The following is a 17029-nucleotide window of genomic DNA, read 5'->3' as shown; positions in this document are numbered from 1 at the left end:
GCGGACACCCTGTTCCCGGTCTCCTCGGCTGTCCCTGCGGCCTTGCCGCCCGCTCGTGCGGGCCTGCTTCCGTGCCGGCCTGCTTCCTTACGGGCCGCCCGGGCGCCCGCCTCACACCGCCGCGTACCGGTCCTCCAGCAGCCGGCGGCGCGCCGCGGCCAGCGCCCCCGCGGTGAGGACGGGCGCCGGCACCACGATGCCGCAGTCCGCGCAGACGGGGCCCTGCGCGGGGCAGCGGTCCAGGTCGGGACGCCATTCGAGGCGGTCCTGCGAGCAGACCGGGCAGGCGTCCCCGGGCTCGGCCTCCATCGCGGCGATCACCCGGCGCAGCACGTCGGACAGGCGTGCGGCCGGGTAGGCCGTGGGGCTGACGCAGGGCACGATGTCGCAGCCGCCCCAGGTGTGGCGGTGCCAGGCGTCGACGCCGGCGGGCTGCCGGATGCCGTCGTGCTTCTCGCGCTTGCGGCGGTCGGCGAACCCCGCCTCGTAGGCGAGCCAGACCGCGCGGGCCTCCTCCAGCTCCGTCAGCGCCACGACCAGCCGGGCCGGGTCGGGGGCCCGGTCGGCGGGATCGATCCCGGCGAGGTCGCACAGGTGGTGCCAGGTCGCCCGGTGACCGTACGGGGCGAAGCGCTCAAGGCACTTGCGCAGGGAGGTCCGCCGCAAGGCGATGGTGTTCCGTGGATTGCGCACCTCTCGTGCGAGTGCTCTGAAACCTGCCACTGCATCCCACCTCCGACAGCGCGGACTCGGATCGACATGGAAGGGACGTAACTCATCGCCATTCGGATCCATCGGCCGCAGTGTGCGGCCGACTCCGCTCTGCTACCCCGAAGTCGCGCGGGGATGTGGAAACGCGCGAAGGTGGCGGATCCTCACTCTCCGCTCACCTTTCGTTCACGGACGGGGAATCTCGTTCACGGGCGGGGAACCTCGTTCACGGGCGCGGGGGGGTCCTTCACGGCTGCAGGAGCCGGCCGGCCAGCAGGATGACGCGGGCCAGCTCCTCGTGGCAGATGTCGCTGTGCGCGCCCGACGGGGGGCCGCCGCGCGCGACGACGGAGGACGCGTCCACGCTCACGCAGCCCCCGGCGGGCAGCCCGCCGCGCAGCGCCTCCTCCAGGCCGAGCCGCGCGCAGGGGTCCACGGCCTGGATGCCGTCGTGGCCGACCGCGCCCCACCGGCTGTCGTCGGACCCGAGCACGCTGTCGTCCTGGCGGGAGACGCGGGACGCGAGCGGGTAGAGGACGCTCAGGGCCGAGTCGTGGCGCGAGTGACAGGAGACCAGCGGGCCGCGGACCCGCCGGTACAGCCCGTCCAGCGCCCCGCCGCTGCCGGTGTCGAACGGCAGGCGCGAGGAGAAGGCGTAGTGGGAGAAGGCCCCCTGGAGCAGGGTCACACCGGCCAGGCAGCTGCTGTCGCCGGGCAGCCCGCGCAGCGCGAACGACACCAGGCGCGCGCCGAAGCTGTGCCCCGCCAGGTGGACGCGCAGGGCGGGGGCGGAGGCGGCCAGCCGGGCGAGTGCGGGCCCGAGGCCCTTCTCGCCGACCGTGCCCGCGCGCTTCTTCATCGTGTAGTACGACATCTGCCGCAGCACTTCGAGCGCGCCTCCCCACAGGCGCTTCAGGCCGCCGCCGAGGAAGGCGGGCGGCAGGGCGCCCACGTGCCCGAGGGCGGAGGCGAACGCCTCGCACACGTCCTGGGTGTCACCGGTGAGCAGGTAGGGCTCGGCGCCCCCGTCCTCCGGCTCGCCCGTGGCCGCCGCCGCTCCCTGCGGCGGGGCGGGGGCGAGGCCGCGCACGAGGGAGACGAACTCCTCCAGGCGTGCGGGGTCGTCGGACTGCTCGGCCGCCAGCTCCGCGAGCCGGTCCGTCACGGCCGGATCGCACGGCAGGGTCCTGACCAGCGCCTCGCGGGTGGCGGCGTCGAGCGCGGGCGGGGCCGGCACGCCGTCGGGGCCGCCGGCGGCCGCCGCCGACGGGAAGTCGGGAATGGCCTCCCCGGGGAAGCGCATGGACGGCCAGATCACGCCGGCGTAGCCGACGCGGGCGCCGGGCGCGCCGGCGAGCAGGCCCGGGAAGGGTTCGAAGAAGCGGGAGTAGAAGCGCGTGGCCATCGGCCTGTCGTTGTTCCAGCCGTGCGCGAAGACCACCAGGTCGGTCAGACCGGCCTCGGCGGCTCCGCGTATCAGGGCGTCCTGCTCGCCCGCGTCGACGTCCCCGTCGGCGTCGAACGTGAGCTCCCAGTAAGGATCCACACTCATGCCGGACATGGCATTCCCCCTTGAGCGGTCCGGTGCGGGCGCATCGTCCCGCCGTCAAGGGGGCCTGTCCAGACGTCCGTCACGCCGTTCACGCTTCCGTGTCCGCGCCCCGTGCGCCCCGGTCCCGCACGCGGCGGCTCAGTCGTACAGGAGGTGTTCCCCGCGCGTCGCGCGGAAGGCCTCCAGGCCGGGCTGCCACGCCTGCACGATGTCGTCGACGGAGGCTCCCGCGTCGGTCATCGTGCGCACCGCCGCCGTCCCCGCGAGCCGGTCGATCCACCGGTCCGGGCGCCAGGCGAAGCCCGGCCACACGCGCCGGGCGGTCACGAGCAGGGCGACTCCGGTACGCACCGGGTCGTACGCCCGCCGGTCGTGCACGTGCAGCTGCACCCCGCCGATGGTGCGGCCCTGGAACTTGGAGAACACCGGCACCGCGTACGCCTCCCGGAAGCGCACGCCCGGCAGGTCCAGCGCGTTCAGGGCCGCGGCCCAGCGGTGGTCGATGCCCTCGGCGCCCACGATCTCGAACGGGCGGGTCGTGCCGCGCCCCTCGGAGAGGGTGGTGCCCTCCAGCAGGCAGGTGCCCGCGTAGGCGAGGGCGGTGTCGGGCGTGGGGACGTTGGGGCTCGGCGGCACCCACGGCAGGCCGGTGTCGGCGAAGAAGAGCGTGCGCCGCCAGCCGCTCATCGGCACGGTCTCCAGCCGCGCGGCCCGCCCGGCGGACCTCGGCACGGCGTCCGCGTTGAACAGCAGGGCGAGCTCGGCCACGGTCATGCCGTGGGCCTGGGCGATCGGTTCGCAGCCCACGCCCGACGCCAGGGAGCGCTCCAGGACCGGGCCGTACGCGCCGCGTCCCGTCACGGGGTTGGGCCGGTCCAGGACGACGATGCGCAGGCCCGCGAGCGCCGCGGCGACCAGGCACTCGTAGAGCGTCCAGACGTACGTGTAGAAGCGCGCGCCCACGTCCTGGACGTCGAAGAGGACGGTGTCCACGCCGGCGCGGCCGAACAGCGCGGCGAGCTCCCGGCCGCGCAGGCCGTGGACGTCGTGCACCGGCAGGCCGGTCGCCGGGTCGGTGCCCGTGGTCTCCGAGCCGCCGGCCTGCGCCGTGCCGCGGAAGCCGTGCTCGGGGCCGAACACCGCGCGGAGGTCCACCCGCCGGTCCGCGTGCATCACGTCCACGACGTGGCGGACGTCGGCGGTGACGCCTGTGGGGTTGGTGACGACCCCGGTGCGGGCCCCGTCGAGGAGGGCGTAGCCGCTCTCCGCCAGCCGGTCGAAGCCGGTGCGGACGCGGGCCGCCGCCGCGGCCCCGGCCGGCGGCGCGGCGGAGCACACGAGCGCTCCGGAGGCCGCCGTGCCCAGCACCTGCCGTCTCGTCACATTCCGTGCGTACGGGGGGCGTCCCCCGGAAGAGTGCCGCATGCACACGGACAGTACGGTGCGACGGTGGTGGCACCGCTTCGCCGGGCCGGGGCCGCGCTGCAGTTCAGGCCGGGGGTACGGGGGTCGTCCCCCGGGAGGCCGCAGCCGGAGGGCGTGCCTCCGGGCGCGTTCCGGCCTCTTCCCCCGTCACATACCGACTGGTTAGTCTGCGCCGAGCAGCCGAGCCGAGGGAGACCGAGCGTGGGCATCGTGCGGGACACGGGAGTCGTCGTCACGGGAGCGGGGGGCGGCATCGGCGCCGCGCTCGCCCGCCGGTTCGCGGCCGGGGGCGCGCGGGTGGTGGTCAACGACCTCGACGCCGCCAAAGCGGAGGCGGTCGCGGCGGAGATCGGTGCCACGGCCGTCCCGGGCGACGCCTCCGACGTCGTGGAGGCGGCCCGCGAGGCGCTCGGCGGCCGCGTCGACGTCTACTGCGCCAACGCGGGCGTGGCCCCCTCGGGCGGTCCCGAGGCCGAGGAGGACCTCTGGGAGACCGCCTGGGACGTCAACGTCATGGCCCACGTGCGGGCGGCGCGCAAGCTGCTGCCCGAGTGGCTCGACCGCGGCAGCGGCCGGTTCGTGTCCACGGTCTCCGCGGCCGGGCTGCTCACGATGCTCGGCTCGGCCCCGTACAGCGTCTCCAAGCACGCCGCCCTCGCCTTCGCCGAATGGCTCTCCCTCACCTACCGCCACTGCGGCATCGACGTGCACGCCATCTGCCCGCAGGGCGTGCGGACGGACATGCTGCGCGGCACCGGCCCGGCCGGGGACCTGGTGCTCGTGCCCACGGCGATCGAGCCCGCGCAGGTCGCCGACGCGCTCTTCGAGGGGATGGCGGCGGGCCGCTTCCTGATCCTGCCGCACCCCGAGGTCGCCGACTACTACGCGGCCCGCGCCACCGACCCCGACCGCTGGCTGCGCGGCATGAACCACCTCCAGCGCAAGCTCGAAGAGGAGCTGTGAGCACGGCGGTGCAGGGCGGGAGCGAGGGCGGGTGGTCCGTGCCGCAGCGGCTGCTCGCGGCCGCCACCCGGCTCTTCGCCGAGCAGGGCTACGACCGCACCTCCGTCCAGGAGATCGTGGAGGCCGCGGGCGTCACCAAGGGCGCCCTCTACCACTACTTCGGCTCTAAGGACGACCTGCTGCACGAGGTGTACGCGCGGGTGCTGCGCCTGCAGCAGGAGCGGCTGGACCGCTTCGCCCGCTCGGACGCGCCGGTGGAGGAGCGGCTGCGGGAGGCGGCGGCCGACGTGGTGGTCACCACCATCGAGAACCTCGACGACACGAAGATCTTCTTCCGGTCCATGCACCACCTGGGCCCCGAGAAGCTCGCGCAGGTGCGGGCGGAGCGGCGCCGCTACCACGAGCGGTTCCGGGCCCTGGTCGAGGAGGGCCAGCGCTCCGGGGTCTTCACGTCGGCCACCCCCGCGGACCTGGTCGTGGACTACCACTTCGGCTCCGTCCACCACCTGGGCGCCTGGTACCACGCGGAGGGCCGGCTGAGCGCCGGGCAGGTCGCCGGGCACCTCGCGGACCTGCTGATGCGGGCGCTGCGGCCGTAGCGCACCGGACCGCTCCACACCTCCCTAAGCGCTTGCTCACCTCGGGGTATGGTGTTCGTTCCGCGGGCGCAGGGCCCGGGGCGGGCCGGGAGAGCGGGGCGTGGGATGGGTGCGGAGGGGCAGCAGAGCGGGCAGTGGGCCGATGTGACGCCCGACGCCGCGCGGCGGCTGGTGATCGCCGCCGTCGAGGCCTTCGCCGAGCGCGGCTACCACGCCACCACCACCCGCGACATCGCCGGCCGCGCCGGCATGAGCCCCGCCGCGCTCTACATCCACTACAGGACGAAGGAAGAGCTGCTCTACCGCATCAGCAGCGTCGGCCACCGGCTCGCCCTCGACATCCTGCGCCGGGCGCGGGACTCGGGCGGCAGCCCCGCCGACCGCCTCTCCGAGGCCGTGCGGCGCTTCGTCCGCTGGCACGCCGAGCACCACACCACCGCCCGGGTCGTGCAGTACGAGCTGGGGGCGCTGGGCGAGGAGCACTACGCCGAGATCGTCGCCCTGCGCCGGGACACCGACGCCGCGGTGCGCGCCATCGTCGAGGACGGGGTGGCCTCGGGCGACTTCGGCACCCCGGACGTGCCGGGGACGACGCTGGCGGTGCTGTCGCTGTGCATCGACGTCGCCCGGTGGTTCAACGCCGAGGGCAAGCGCACGCCGGACGAGGTGGGCGAGCTGTACGCGGACCTGGCGCTGCGCATGGTGGGGTACGCGAAGAAGTAGGCCGCCCGTTTCCCGCGCTGATCCATTGACGCACCCCGCCGGGAATCCTACGGTCTCCCATAGGAATCCATCGGCGCTGGGAGCACGCGATGAGCGGTACGGGCAACGAGCAGGCGCGAAAGGCCGCCGAGGGGCTCGCCTACTCGGCCGGTTTCGGCAACGAGCACAGCAGCGAGGCCGTCCCGGGGGCGCTGCCCGAAGGGCGCAACTCCCCGCAGCGGGCCCCGCTCGGGCTGTACGCGGAGCAGCTGAGCGGCACGGCCTTCACCGAGCCGCGGCACAGCAACCGCCGGTCGTGGCTCTACCGCATCCGGCCCTCCGCCGCGCACCCGCCCTTCACCCGCACCGGCAACGGCCGCCTGGCGAGCGCGCCGTTCGCCGACGCCGTGCCCGACCCCAACCGGCTGCGCTGGGACCCGCTGCCCGAGCCGGCCGAGCGCACGGACTTCCTCGCCGGCCTGTGGACCCTGGGCGGCAACGGCGACGTCACCCAGCGCACGGGCATGGCCGTCCACCTCTACGCCGCGAACGCCTCGATGACGGACCGGGTCTTCAGCGACTCCGACGGCGAGCTGCTCATCGTGCCCGAGCGCGGCGGGCTGCTGCTGCGCACCGAGTTCGGACTGCTGCGGGCCGAGCCCGGGCACGTGGCCCTGATCCCGCGCGGGGTGCGCTTCCGGGTGGAGCTGCTGGACGCCACCGCCCGCGGCTACGTCTGCGAGAACTACGGGCAGCCCTTCGTCCTCCCCGACCTGGGGCCGATCGGCGCGAACGGGCTGGCGAACGCGCGCGACTTCCTCGCCCCGGTCGCCGCGTACGAAGACCCCGACGCCACGGCGGGCCCCGTCGAGGTCGTCAACAAGTTCTGCGGCAACCTCTGGACCGCGACGTACGACCACTCGCCGCTGGACGTGGTCGCCTGGCACGGCAACCTCGTCCCGTACGTCTACGACCTGCGCCGCTTCAACGTCATCGGCTCGATCAGCTACGACCACCCGGACCCGTCGATCTTCACGGTGCTCACGTCCCCGTCGGACACCCCGGGCCTGGCGGGCGTCGACTTCGTCGTCTTCGCGCCGCGCTGGCTGGTGGGCGAGGACACCTTCCGGCCGCCGTACTTCCACCGGAACGTGATGAGCGAGTACATGGGGCTCATCGAGGGCGCCTACGACGCGAAGTCCGCCGGGAAGGGCGGCTTCGTCCCGGGCGGCGGCTCGCTGCACAACATGATGTCGGCGCACGGCCCGGACCGGGACACCTTCGACAAGGCGAGCGCGGCCGAGCTGAAGCCGCAGAAGGTGGACGACGGCCTGGCCTTCATGTTCGAGACGCGCTGGCCCGTGACCGCGACGGAGCAGGCCCGTACCGCCGGCCATCTCCAGACGCGCTACGACGACGTGTGGCAGGGTCTGGAGCGTCATTTCCGCCAGCCCCGCCCGTGACGCCGTACGAGCCGGAGTGTCCGTGACCACCTTCGCCCCCGACTCCCTCGCGCTCAACCGCAAGCTGCCGCTGTGGTACCAGGTGTCGCAGTCGCTGCGCGCCTCGATACTCGGGCGCTGCCCGAGCGACCCGCTGCGCCTGCCCACCGAGGACGCCCTCGCCGAGCACTACGGCGTGAGCGTGCTGACCATGCGGCAGGCGCTGAAGGAGCTGGAGGCGGAGGGCCTGATCAGCAGGCACCGGCGGCGCGGCACCTTCATCGAGCCGAGCGCCCGGCGGGTCTCCCCCGTGCGGCTGCTCGGCTCGGTGGACGCGATCGTGGCGCAGCAGTCCGGCGAGCGGACCACTGTGCTGGGCCACGGGCCGGCGGCGGTCCCGGCGGAGCTGGGCGAGCACTTCCCCGACCTGCAGGAGGCGGTGGTCTTCCGCCGGCTGCGCTGCGACGGGGAGTCGGGCGAGCCGACGAACTGGGCGGAGAACCTCGTCCGCCCCGAGCTCGCCGAGCGCATCGACCTGGCGGACCTGGCGCGCTGGCCGATGACGAAGGTGCTGCGGGACGCGGTGGGCGTGCGGATCAGCCGGATCACCGACACGGTCGAGGCCCGCCTGGCCGACCCGGAGACGGCGCGGCTGCTGCAGGTGCCGCTGCTGAGCCCGATCCTGCACTACACGGGCGTGACGTACGACGCCTCGGGCCGGGCGGTGGACGTGGCCCGGATCCGCTACCGGGGCGACCGGTTCTCCTTCAGCGTCACGCTGGAGGCGGACGCCGACTGACACCCGCCGCTTCGCCCGGGGCGAAGCCGTCGAGCAGCCGGCCGAGGGCGCGCTCGAACTGTGCGTCCAGGTCCACGGCGGCGAAGCCCGCGCCGAGGACGCCGGCCAGGCGCGGGTAGGCGCCGCCGGAGAGCTCGCGCGCCAGGTGGGCCATGCGCGCGGCATGCTCCTGGCCGGGCGGGAAGGGCGAGGTGCGGGCCCGCTCGGCCTCGGAGAGCTCGTTGACCACATAGGTGGAGACGACCCCGTTGACCATCGAGATGAGCTCCATCTTGGTGCCCCCCTCGGCGTCGAGGGGCTCCAGCACCCACAGGAAGTACTCCAGGTACCGCAGGGCGTTCGGGCTGAAGCCGTGGGCGGGCGACATCAGCCGCGGCAGCCAGGGGTGGCGGTGCATCAGGGCGCGCGTCTGCCCCGCGAGGGCCAGCGTGTCGGCGCGCCAGTCGCCCGAGGGCGCCGCGGAGAGGTCGTACTCGGCGCTGACGGCGTCGACCATCAGCTCGTACAGGTCCTCCTTGCGCGGGACGTAGTTGTAGAGCGACATCGTGCCGCAGCCGGTCTCGGCGGCCACGCGGCGCATCGAGACGCCCTCGGGCCCCTCCGCGTCCGCGACGCGCACGGCAGCGGCCGCGATCTCGGCGCGGGTGTGCGCGGGGCGCGGGCCCCGGGCCGCGCGTTCGGGGCGCGCCCAGATGACCTCGGGGTGGGCCGTACGGCCGCTGGCTGCCATGGATCACATCACCTCGTCCACCATCCTAGTTACGTACGGCGTACGTAGTGGGGTAGGGTCGCGCCATGACTACGTACGCTGTACTTAGTGAGGGGCTGGAGAAGCGGTTCGGGGCCGTCCACGCGCTGCGCGGGCTCGACCTGGCCGTGCCCGAAGGAAGCGTCTGCGCCCTGCTGGGGCGCAACGGCGCGGGCAAGACCACCGCGGTCCGCCTCCTGACCACGCTCATCGGACCCGACGCGGGCACCGCACGGGTCGCCGGGCACGACGTGGTGCGCGCACCCAGGGACGTACGCCGCGCCATCGGGGTGACCGGCCAGGCGACCTCCGTGGACGCCGATCTGACGGGCCGCGAGAACCTGCGGCTGTTCGGCCGGCTGCACCGGCTGGGGCGTGCGACCGCGCACGCCCGCGCCGACGTCCTGCTGGAGCACTTCGGTCTCGGGGACGCCGCCGACCGCCCGGCCCGCACCTACTCGGGCGGCATGCGCCGCCGGCTCGACCTCGCCGCGAGCGTCCTGACCAAGCCCCGCGTGCTCTTCCTCGACGAGCCGACGACCGGCCTCGACCCGGCCAGCCGCAGCACGATCTGGAACGCCGTGCGCGAACTGACGCAGCACGGCACCACCGTGCTGCTCACCACGCAATACCTGGAGGAGGCGGATCAGTTGGCCGACGACGTCGTGCTGATCGACCACGGGCGGGCCGCCGTACGGGGGACCCCCGCACAGCTCAAGGCCCGGCTCGGCGCCCGCGCCGAGGTGGTCGTCGCGGAGGAGGAGGCGCTCGCGGACGCGGCGGCCGTCCTGGCCCGGCTCACCGGCGGGCGGCCGGTCCTCGACACCGGACGGCGCGCGGCCGCAGCGGTCACCACCGACCCGGACCTGACGCTCCCTCACCTCGTGCGCGAACTCGACGCGGCGGGCGTCCCCCTCGCCGACGCCGGCCTGCGGCAGCCCACGCTGGACGAGGTCTTCCTGCACCTGACCTCCGGCGCGGACCACCGCATGGAGGCCGGGGCCGGAGCCGGGGAGGCCGCCGCATGAGCACCCTCGCGCTGTCCGACACCCGGGCCGTGCTCGGCCGCCACCTCCGGCGCATGCGACGCGTCCCCGGGCTGCTCGTCATCACGCTCACCATGCCCGTGACCATGCTGCTGTTCTTCGGTTATGTCTTCGGCAGCGCAGTGGCGCTGGAAGGGGGCGCGAACTACCGGGCGTACCTCGTACCGGGGTTGTTCGCGGTGACGGCCGTCAACGGAGTGATGACATCCATGCTGGCGTCCGCGCAGGATTCCCAGCGCGGGGTGATGGACCGCTTCCGCACCCTGCCCATGAGCCGGTTCGCCCTTCCGGCCGGGCAGACAGCGGCGGACGTCACCCTCGCGGCGATCGGGACCGTGCCGCTGGTGCTGTGCGGGCTCGCCGTCGGCTGGCGGATCGAGGGTGGTGCGGCCGGTGCCGCGGGCGCCTTCGCGCTGCTGCTGCTCTTCCGGCTGGTCACGGCCTGGCTGGGCCACTACCTGGGGATGGTGATCGGGAACGAGGAGAGCGCGGGCCAGCTGGCCGGCGTGACCTTCATGCTGCCGCTGCTGTCGAACGCCTACGTGCCGACCGAGGGCATGCCGGGCTGGCTGCGCACCGTGGCCGAGTGGAACCCGATCAGCGCGCTCACCACCGCCTGCCGGGAGCTCTTCGGCAACGGCCACCTCCCGGCGGACGCGTCCTGGCCGGTCGCGCACCCCGTCCTGGCGGCGACCGGCTGGGCGGTACTGCTGCTCGCGGTGTTCGTGCCGCTCACGGTCCGGCGGTACGCACGGGGCTCAGCCTGATCGCCGCACGGCCGGAGACGGGCCCGGACATGCCACGGCGCCGTACGGCCGCGCCCTGGGGAGAGGGTGGAGGGCCGACGGCGTCGCACCGGTGTCGCTGTCTATGCCGGAACGGCTGCGGGCGCTGCGCTCGGGGCGGGGCTCAGTCGTGGTTCCCGAACAGGGAGCGACGCAGGCGTCTCAGCGGCGCCAAGAGGGAGACCTTCGCGGTCCGGCTCTGCTTGGTGCGCACGTGATCACGCGTGGTCAGCTCGCGCATCAGCAGGGTCGCCCCCTCGACTTCGCGCTGGGGCACGGCAGGCCCGCCCAGCACCGCGAGATGACGGTCGAGGCGCGCGCTGGACGCACCGCTGTTGCAGCTGATGGCAGGCACCCGTGGCCTGCCGCGCATTGCTATCTGATCCATTGAGACTCCCCACCCGAACGAGGCACCCGGCTCAGGCAGGGTAACCCTACCGCCCCATTCCGTCACCCGCGCATCGGCGGGGCGGATTCACCACTCCGTCAAGGGCGTTGACAGGGCTGGCGTGAACCTGCCGTCACTGTGGGCGAGTTAGCGGGACAAGGATATGCAGAAGAGGGGGCAATCACGCTCCGTTGCGGTAGATTCACCCCGAATCGCTCTCTTGGTGGAGGGGGCCCGTCGATGAGCGGGACGTTCGGGGGCGGTCCGGAGGGCGCAGCGGTGCCGCCGGACCGGGTGGTGGCGGGCCGTTACCGGCTGCTGGAGCGGTTGGGCCAGGGCGGCATGGGCGTGGTGTGGCGCGCGCGGGACGAAGTGCTCGACCGCGAGGTGGCCGTCAAGGAGGTCCGGGCGCCGTCGGGCCTGCTCGAGCACGAGATACGGCAGCTGTACGTGCGCCTGGAGCGCGAGGCCCGGGCCGCGGCGCGCATCTCGCACCCCCATGTCGTCACCGTCTTCGACGTGGTCTCCGAGGACGGGCGGCCCTGGATCGTGATGGAGCTGGTGCGCGGCCTGTCCCTGGCCGACGTCCTGGAGGCCGAGGGCCCTCTGGTCCCGGCGCGCGCGGCGCACATCGGCGCCGGTGTGCTCTCCGCGCTCCGGGGGGCGCACGCGGCGGGCGTGCTGCACCGGGACGTAAAACCGGGCAACGTCATCCTCGCCAACGACGGGCGTGTCGTGCTCACCGACTTCGGCATCGCGACGGTCGAGGGGAGCTCGGCGCTGACGCGGACCGGGGAGCTGGTGGGCTCGCCCGAGTTCCTGGCCCCCGAGCGGGCGCTGGGGCATCCGCCGGGGCCGGGGTCGGACCTCTGGTCCCTCGGGGTGACGCTGTACGCGGCGGTGGAGGGCGTCTCCCCCTTCCGTCAGGACACTCCGCTCTCCACCATGCGGGCCGTGGTGGACCAGCAGCTCCCGGCACCCGTGCGGGCGGGGGCGCTCGCGCCCGTCCTGGAAGGGCTGCTGCGCAAGGATCCCGCCCTGCGGCTCGGCGCCGAGGAGGCGGAGGGGATGCTGCGGGTGGTGGCGCAGGGCGGCACCCTGTCCACCCCGGGCGCGCCGCCCACCGCCGAGGCCCCGACGGTCCCGGCGCACCCGCGGCGCGATCCGCCCGCCGGCCCGGCGGCGTTCTCCGGGGAGCACGGCGCCGGCGGCGGCTTCGGCCCGCCGGCGGGCGACGGGCCGTACGGGCCCCCGGAGCCCCCGGGCGGCCTCGGCACCACCGGTGACGACCGGCGGCGCCGCCCGGGTCTGGTGTTCGCGGTGGCCGCCGTCGTGCTGGCCCTGCTGGTGGGCGGGCTGGCCTGGGCCTTCAGCAGGGGCGAGGGCGACGAGGGCGGCTCCTCCGCCGGCAGCGCGGACTCCGCCGCGCCGGACAAGAACGCGGGGTCGCGGTCGGCGTCGCCGGACGACTCCGGGAAGACCGCGGACGGCGGCGACTCCTCGTACGGCCTGCGGGTCTCCGTCGAGGCGGTGCGCGACTCCTACACCGGCCCGTGCCCGCCGAAGAGCGCGGGCCCGTCGTTCCGGGTGACCTTCACCGTCGACCGCACCCCCGCCCGGCTCTCCTACCGCGTGGTCACGGGCAGCGGCCAGGTCGACCCCTGGCGGAGCTCCGACATCACGGGGGGCAAGAGCCTCGGCCTGACGTACGTCGAGACCGAGCACGCCACGGGCAGGGACTGGCTCGCGGTCGAAGTCAGGAGCCCGCAGAAGATCACCTCCAATCGCGTACCGTTCACCGTCACCTGCCAGGGGCCGCCGTCCGGCCGCCCGTCGGACAGGCCGTCGTCGGCGGGGCCGTCCCGCCCGTCCCGTACGCCGGGCCCGTCGCCCTCCGCGTCGACGGACCCGGCGTACGGGTACTGAGCGGTCAGGCGGCCCTGGAGAAGACCGGCAGGTAGCCGCCGGACTGACCATCCGCGGTCGGGTGGTAGGAGCTCTCGACGGGCAGGGTCACGCTGTTGAGCCAGGGGCTCCCGGAGCACAGCTCGTGGCCCGCGAAGCCGGCCGCGGCGTCGCCGTAGGCGAAGCCGTGGTCGGCGACCCGCTTGGCGATGACGGAGTTGAGCAGATCGGCCGCGGCGTTGATGGCCTTCCTCTTGGTCTCGCTGAGCCCGGCGCAACTCGCGCCGAGTTTGTAGAAGCGTGGATATCCGAGGACGACGACATGAGCGGAAGGCGCTCTTCCCTTGATGGCGGTATAGACCTTGTCGAGTTCGCCGGGAAGGGTGTTCTGGACAAATGTGCGGGCTTCATTGATCCGATTGATGCAGGCGCTGTCGGAGTTGAGCACACACGTGGCCATGGTGTCGCCGAAGCCGGCGTCGTTCCCGCCGATGCTGAGCGAGACGAGCCCGGTCGAGCTGTTCAGCGAGCCGAGCTGCTTGCCGAGAACATCACCCGTTCGGGCCCCCGCGCAGGCGGCGAAGGCGAAGCTCGCGGGGGCGTGTGCGGCGGCCCAGAGCGCAGGGTACGACTTGGCGCTGCGCTTACAGTCCCCGCTGTTCGTGTAGTAGCTCCCGGCTCCGAGACCGGACGAATAGGAGTCACCGAGCGCCACATAGGCGGGAGTTGCGGGCTTCGTCGAAGCCTGGGCGGCACCGGCCCCCGTGAGGGCCAGGGTGGCGGCGAGGGTGATCGCGGAGAGGGAACCCGCGAGGCGGGACAGCTTCATGGAACCTCCTTTACCAGGGTTTCTGCCGTACCCGTGGTAGCAGCAGCCCGTGGCTACCGGAAGTGTCCATGTCAAAAATGTGAGCCAATGAACGCTCAACCACCGACAGCGGGGGACATTTTGACGGCCCGACATATTCGTGCAGTATTCATCTGACCGAAAGACTCCGGTTCCGTGCCGATCGGGTAACCGGAGGCCGTTTGCACGGCCTTCACATCTTGACGTCGCTCCGCCGATTGCGCGACATTGAAGCCTCGGCATCCGGCGCTTCGGGGGGCAAAGTCGCCAATGCAGAGCTTCACAGATCCCACCGGTCTCACCGGCTCGTCCGGCTCACCCGGCTCTTCAGTCCCGTCCGGCCCACCCGGACCTTCCGGCACGTCCGATCCGGCCTCGGCCACCGACCCGTCCGCACCGCCGGCCGCACCCGACCGGCCGGGCGGTGCGCGCACGCCGGCCGGGGATTCCCTTCCCGTGGCGGCCGGGGCCGCCACGGCGATCGCGGGCGTCGGCGCCGTGCTGGCGCTCGCGGACATCGGCTCACCCCTGCGTGCGCCGTTCACGCTCTTCTTCCTGCTCGTCGCGCCGGCCTGCGCCGTGGGGGCGGCGCTGCGCGGCCTCGATCCGCTCAGCCGCTCCGTGGTGGCGGCCGGCGGAGCCGTCGCCGTCGACGTGCTGGTCGCCCAGGCCATGCTCGCGCTCCACACCTGGACGGTGCGGGGTGGCGTCGCCGCGGTCGCGGCCGTCAGCCTTCTCCTGTTCCTGCTGGCACACGTGCGGCACCACCGGTGCCGCACGGCGAAAAGTCGGGCTTCCTGAGGTGAACATCAGCGTGTACCGGCCCGGTGAGCTCACCGCGGCCGACCGGGCGGCCTGGTCTGCCCTGCAGGCGGCGGCGGTCGAGGACGGCTCGCCGCAGCTTGCGAATCCTTTCCTCGCACCCGAGTTCGCCCTCGCCGTCGGCCGGTGCCGGGCCGGGGTGCGGATCGCGGTGGTGCGCGAGGACGGCGAGCCCGTGGGCTTCTTCCCGTACCAGCGCACCGCCCTCGGGGTGGGCCGCGCGATCGGGCTCGGGCTCTCGGACGCCCAGGGGCTCGTCCACCGGGCCGGCTTCCAGTGGGACGCCCGTGAGCTGCTGCACGCCTGCGGGCTCTCGGTGTGGGAGTTCGACCACCTGGTGGAGGGGCAGAAGCCGTTCGAGCTGAGCGCCTCCGGGGCGTTCCGCTCGCCCGTGATGGATGTGGAGCAGGGCTTCGAGTCCTACCTGGCGGCCCTGCGCAAGCGGTCGCCGAAGTTCCTCCGCGCCACCTTCGCCAAGGAACGCAGGCTCGGCCGGGACGTCGGCGAAGTGCGCTACGTGCACGACGAGCGCGACCCGGAGATGCTGCGGACCCTGATCGCCTGGAAGTCCGCGCAGTACCGAAGAACAGGTCGCAGCGACCGGTTCGCGCGCGCCTGGATAGTGCGCCTGGTCGAACAGCTCTTCCACACCAGGACGGAGTCCTTCGCGGGGCTGCTGTCGGTGCTGTACGCCGGGGGCCGGCCGGTCGCGGCGCACTTCGGGCCGCGTTCGCGGCAGGTGCTCTGCTGCTGGTTCCCGTCGTACGACCCGGCGTTCGGGAGATTCTCGCCGGGCCTGCTGCTGCACCTGCACATGGCGGAAGGGGCGGCTGCCGCGGGGATGGCCTATCTCGATCTCGGCCGGGGCGACAAGTCGTACAAGGATTCGCTGAAGACGCGTGAACTAAGCGTCTGGGAGGGGTGGGTGATGCGGCGTCACCCGGTGGCGCTGGGGCACCGGGCCCGGCGCGCGCCGGTGCGGGCCCTGCGCAACACCGTGGTGTCCCGGCCCGAGCTCTTCGAGCCCGCCGACCGGTTGCTCAAGCGCGTCGGAAGGCTGCGTCACGGCGACTGAGGGCGCATTGCGCCCGGCGCGCGCCGTCAACGACGCAAAGCGTCAACACGATGCATGACTTGGGCACAAAAAACACCCAAAGGAGGAGTCACCGCACCAGCTCTTGCCATACAGTCTCAACCATCAATACCGTCGTACATCCACCCGCATCGGCCCATCATGCAAAGCGGCTCAAGGGGAGGGCAAGCGTCGCGATGGTGCCCGGGGCGGGGCGCGGTGGGGGGTGCCGCGTCCGGCTGATCAGAGTCGCCGTTCGCGTTGACCGCGCGGCGAACAACCGTTGCCAGCTCACCCGGCCCATGCGGCGATGAGCGCCGTCAGGGCGGGGTGAGTACCCCCTTTTCGAACCGGATACGCCACCGGACCGCTCGGGGCGGGCGGTCCACCGGACGAGAGGGACATCCGAGCCATGAGTTCTTTTCTGCGCCCGGCGGCCGATCAGGAGGCCCTGGTCGCCGCCCATTACCGCCCGGTGACGTCGCATCTCGCGATAGCTCCACCCGTGAGCGTCGTCATCCCCGCCATGAACGAGGCGGAGAACCTCCCGTACGTCTTCAAGACGCTGCCGGAGTGGGTCCACGAGGTGGTCCTCGTCGACGGCAACTCCACCGACGACACCATCGAGGTCGCACGGCAGCTGTGGCCGGACGTGAAGGTGGTCCGGCAGCTCGGCAAGGGCAAGGGCGACGCCCTCATCACCGGCTTCGCCGCCTGCACGGGCGAGATCATCGTGATGGTCGACGCCGACGGCTCCGCCGACGGCAACGAGATCGTCAGCTATGTGTCCGCGCTCGTCGGCGGCGCGGACTTCGCCAAGGGCTCGCGCTTCGCCAACGGCGGCGGCACGGACGACATGACGCCCATCCGCAAGCTCGGCAACCGCGTGCTCTGCTCCATCGTCAACCACAAGTTCGGCGCCCGCTACACCGACCTGTGCTACGGCTACAACGCCTTCTGGCGGCACTGCCTGGACGAGATCGCCCTCGACTGCGCCGGCTTCGAGGTCGAGACCCTGATGAACATCAGAGTCGTCAAGGCGGGCCTGCGCGTCCAGGAGATTCCCAGCCACGAGTTCGTCCGCATCCACGGCACCAGCAACCTGAGGGCCGTGCGCGACGGGCTGCGCGTACTGAAAGTGATCCTGCAGGAGCGCGGCACCCGGCGGCGCCCGCAGCGGCTCGCCATCGCGCCCGCGGCCAACCGTGGGGAAGTGTCTTGAC

17 protein-coding genes are annotated in these 17029 nt (G+C 73.2%); 11 read left to right on the top strand and 6 right to left on the bottom strand.

Annotation, left to right across the window (positions count from 1 at the left end; all coding sequences use genetic code 11):
* Positions 1-111: 111 nt before the first annotated feature.
* From ACFPP6_RS28295 to ACFPP6_RS28285, 3 genes are all read right to left on the bottom strand, one after another.
* Positions 112-723, bottom strand: coding sequence for a hypothetical protein (locus ACFPP6_RS28295; protein WP_179080244.1), 612 nt, complete (start codon positions 721-723; stop codon positions 112-114).
* A 235-nt stretch (positions 724-958) separates the two neighbouring features.
* The gene (locus ACFPP6_RS28290) at positions 959-2263 is read right to left on the bottom strand and encodes a serine-threonine protein kinase (protein WP_382048104.1); all 1305 of its coding nucleotides are present in this window, start codon (positions 2261-2263) and stop codon (positions 959-961) included.
* A 138-nt stretch (positions 2264-2401) separates the two neighbouring features.
* On the bottom strand, positions 2402-3688 hold the full coding sequence (locus ACFPP6_RS28285; RefSeq protein WP_382048101.1) for an exo-beta-N-acetylmuramidase NamZ family protein: 1287 nt from the start codon (positions 3686-3688) through the stop codon (positions 2402-2404).
* A gap of 201 nt (positions 3689-3889) precedes the next feature.
* Between ACFPP6_RS28285 and ACFPP6_RS28280 the strand changes: the two genes are divergently transcribed.
* The 5 genes from ACFPP6_RS28280 (at position 3890) to ACFPP6_RS28260 (ending at position 8193) form a co-directional block, all read left to right on the top strand.
* Positions 3890-4651, top strand: coding sequence for an SDR family oxidoreductase (locus ACFPP6_RS28280; protein ID WP_382048098.1), 762 nt, complete (start codon positions 3890-3892; stop codon positions 4649-4651).
* The gene (locus ACFPP6_RS28275; RefSeq protein WP_382048096.1) at positions 4648-5250 is read left to right on the top strand and encodes a TetR/AcrR family transcriptional regulator; all 603 of its coding nucleotides are present in this window, start codon (positions 4648-4650) and stop codon (positions 5248-5250) included. The genes ACFPP6_RS28280 and ACFPP6_RS28275 overlap by 4 nt, the downstream gene beginning before the upstream one ends.
* Before the next feature lie 105 nt (positions 5251-5355).
* Positions 5356-5973, top strand: coding sequence for a TetR/AcrR family transcriptional regulator (locus tag ACFPP6_RS28270; protein WP_382048093.1), 618 nt, complete (start codon positions 5356-5358; stop codon positions 5971-5973).
* Positions 5974-6062: 89 nt separating this feature from the next.
* Positions 6063-7415, top strand: a complete 1353-nt coding sequence (gene hmgA / locus ACFPP6_RS28265) for a homogentisate 1,2-dioxygenase (protein ID WP_382048090.1) — start codon at positions 6063-6065, stop codon at positions 7413-7415.
* Positions 7416-7437: 22 nt separating this feature from the next.
* Entirely contained in the window at positions 7438-8193 is a 756-nt protein-coding gene (locus ACFPP6_RS28260) for a GntR family transcriptional regulator (RefSeq protein WP_382048087.1), read from the top strand.
* On the opposite strand, the gene ACFPP6_RS28255 is transcribed toward ACFPP6_RS28260, so the two are convergent.
* Positions 8168-8923 carry a TetR/AcrR family transcriptional regulator gene (locus ACFPP6_RS28255; protein WP_382048084.1) on the bottom strand — a complete coding sequence of 252 codons (756 nt, stop codon included), beginning with the start codon at positions 8921-8923 and terminating at the stop codon, positions 8168-8170. The two genes, ACFPP6_RS28260 and ACFPP6_RS28255, sit on opposite strands and share 26 nt — an antisense overlap.
* 65 nt (positions 8924-8988) lie before the next feature.
* Between ACFPP6_RS28255 and ACFPP6_RS28250 the strand changes: the two genes are divergently transcribed.
* Positions 8989-9969, top strand: coding sequence for an ATP-binding cassette domain-containing protein (locus tag ACFPP6_RS28250; protein ID WP_382048081.1), 981 nt, complete (start codon positions 8989-8991; stop codon positions 9967-9969).
* On the top strand, positions 9966-10754 hold the full coding sequence (locus ACFPP6_RS28245; protein WP_382048078.1) for an ABC transporter permease: 789 nt from the start codon (positions 9966-9968) through the stop codon (positions 10752-10754). Before ACFPP6_RS28250 ends, ACFPP6_RS28245 begins: the two co-directional genes overlap by 4 nt.
* A 142-nt stretch (positions 10755-10896) precedes the next feature.
* On the opposite strand, the gene ACFPP6_RS28240 is transcribed toward ACFPP6_RS28245, so the two are convergent.
* Positions 10897-11160, bottom strand: coding sequence for a hypothetical protein (locus tag ACFPP6_RS28240; RefSeq protein ID WP_382048075.1), 264 nt, complete (start codon positions 11158-11160; stop codon positions 10897-10899).
* Positions 11161-11400: 240 nt separating this feature from the next.
* Between ACFPP6_RS28240 and ACFPP6_RS28235 the strand changes: the two genes are divergently transcribed.
* Positions 11401-13086 carry a serine/threonine-protein kinase gene (locus tag ACFPP6_RS28235; RefSeq protein ID WP_382048072.1) on the top strand — a complete coding sequence of 562 codons (1686 nt, stop codon included), beginning with the start codon at positions 11401-11403 and terminating at the stop codon, positions 13084-13086.
* Between the two features lie 4 nt (positions 13087-13090).
* Here the strand turns inward: ACFPP6_RS28235 and ACFPP6_RS28230 are convergent, their stop codons facing one another.
* Positions 13091-13894: an SGNH/GDSL hydrolase family protein gene (locus tag ACFPP6_RS28230; protein WP_382048069.1), complete on the bottom strand. Its 804-nt coding sequence runs from the start codon at positions 13892-13894 to the stop codon at positions 13091-13093.
* 474 nt (positions 13895-14368) lie between these two features.
* On the opposite strand from ACFPP6_RS28230, the gene ACFPP6_RS28225 reads away from it, so the two are divergent.
* The 3 genes from ACFPP6_RS28225 (at position 14369) to ACFPP6_RS28215 (ending at position 17028) form a co-directional block, all read left to right on the top strand.
* The gene (locus ACFPP6_RS28225; protein WP_246430298.1) at positions 14369-14713 is read left to right on the top strand and encodes a hypothetical protein; all 345 of its coding nucleotides are present in this window, start codon (positions 14369-14371) and stop codon (positions 14711-14713) included.
* Between the two features lies 1 nt (position 14714).
* The gene (locus ACFPP6_RS28220; protein ID WP_382048065.1) at positions 14715-15809 is read left to right on the top strand and encodes a GNAT family N-acetyltransferase; all 1095 of its coding nucleotides are present in this window, start codon (positions 14715-14717) and stop codon (positions 15807-15809) included.
* Positions 15810-16218: 409 nt separating this feature from the next.
* Complete coding sequence (locus tag ACFPP6_RS28215; RefSeq protein ID WP_382048062.1) at positions 16219-17028, top strand: glycosyltransferase family 2 protein; 810 nt, start codon at positions 16219-16221, stop codon at positions 17026-17028.
* Position 17029: the final 1 nt, after the last annotated feature.

This window comes from Streptomyces aureoversilis (assembly GCF_042657885.1).
Lineage (GTDB): Bacteria > Actinomycetota > Actinomycetes > Streptomycetales > Streptomycetaceae > Streptomyces > Streptomyces aureoversilis.
This window is presented reverse-complemented; position numbering and strand designations above follow the sequence as displayed.

Coding starts and splice junctions, on each gene's coding strand:
- ACFPP6_RS28290 (WP_382048104.1), bottom strand. CDS start 2,263: ATGAGTGTGGATCCTTACTGGGAGCTCACGTTCGACGCCGACGGGGAC.
- ACFPP6_RS28285 (WP_382048101.1), bottom strand. CDS start 3,688: ATGCGGCACTCTTCCGGGGGACGCCCCCCGTACGCACGGAATGTGACG.
- ACFPP6_RS28270 (WP_382048093.1), top strand. CDS start 5,356: ATGGGTGCGGAGGGGCAGCAGAGCGGGCAGTGGGCCGATGTGACGCCC.
- hmgA (WP_382048090.1), top strand. CDS start 6,063: ATGAGCGGTACGGGCAACGAGCAGGCGCGAAAGGCCGCCGAGGGGCTC.
- ACFPP6_RS28255 (WP_382048084.1), bottom strand. CDS start 8,923: ATGGCAGCCAGCGGCCGTACGGCCCACCCCGAGGTCATCTGGGCGCGC.
- ACFPP6_RS28250 (WP_382048081.1), top strand. CDS start 8,989: ATGACTACGTACGCTGTACTTAGTGAGGGGCTGGAGAAGCGGTTCGGG.
- ACFPP6_RS28245 (WP_382048078.1), top strand. CDS start 9,966: ATGAGCACCCTCGCGCTGTCCGACACCCGGGCCGTGCTCGGCCGCCAC.
- ACFPP6_RS28240 (WP_382048075.1), bottom strand. CDS start 11,160: ATGGATCAGATAGCAATGCGCGGCAGGCCACGGGTGCCTGCCATCAGC.
- ACFPP6_RS28235 (WP_382048072.1), top strand. CDS start 11,401: ATGAGCGGGACGTTCGGGGGCGGTCCGGAGGGCGCAGCGGTGCCGCCG.
- ACFPP6_RS28230 (WP_382048069.1), bottom strand. CDS start 13,894: ATGAAGCTGTCCCGCCTCGCGGGTTCCCTCTCCGCGATCACCCTCGCC.
- ACFPP6_RS28215 (WP_382048062.1), top strand. CDS start 16,219: ATGAGTTCTTTTCTGCGCCCGGCGGCCGATCAGGAGGCCCTGGTCGCC.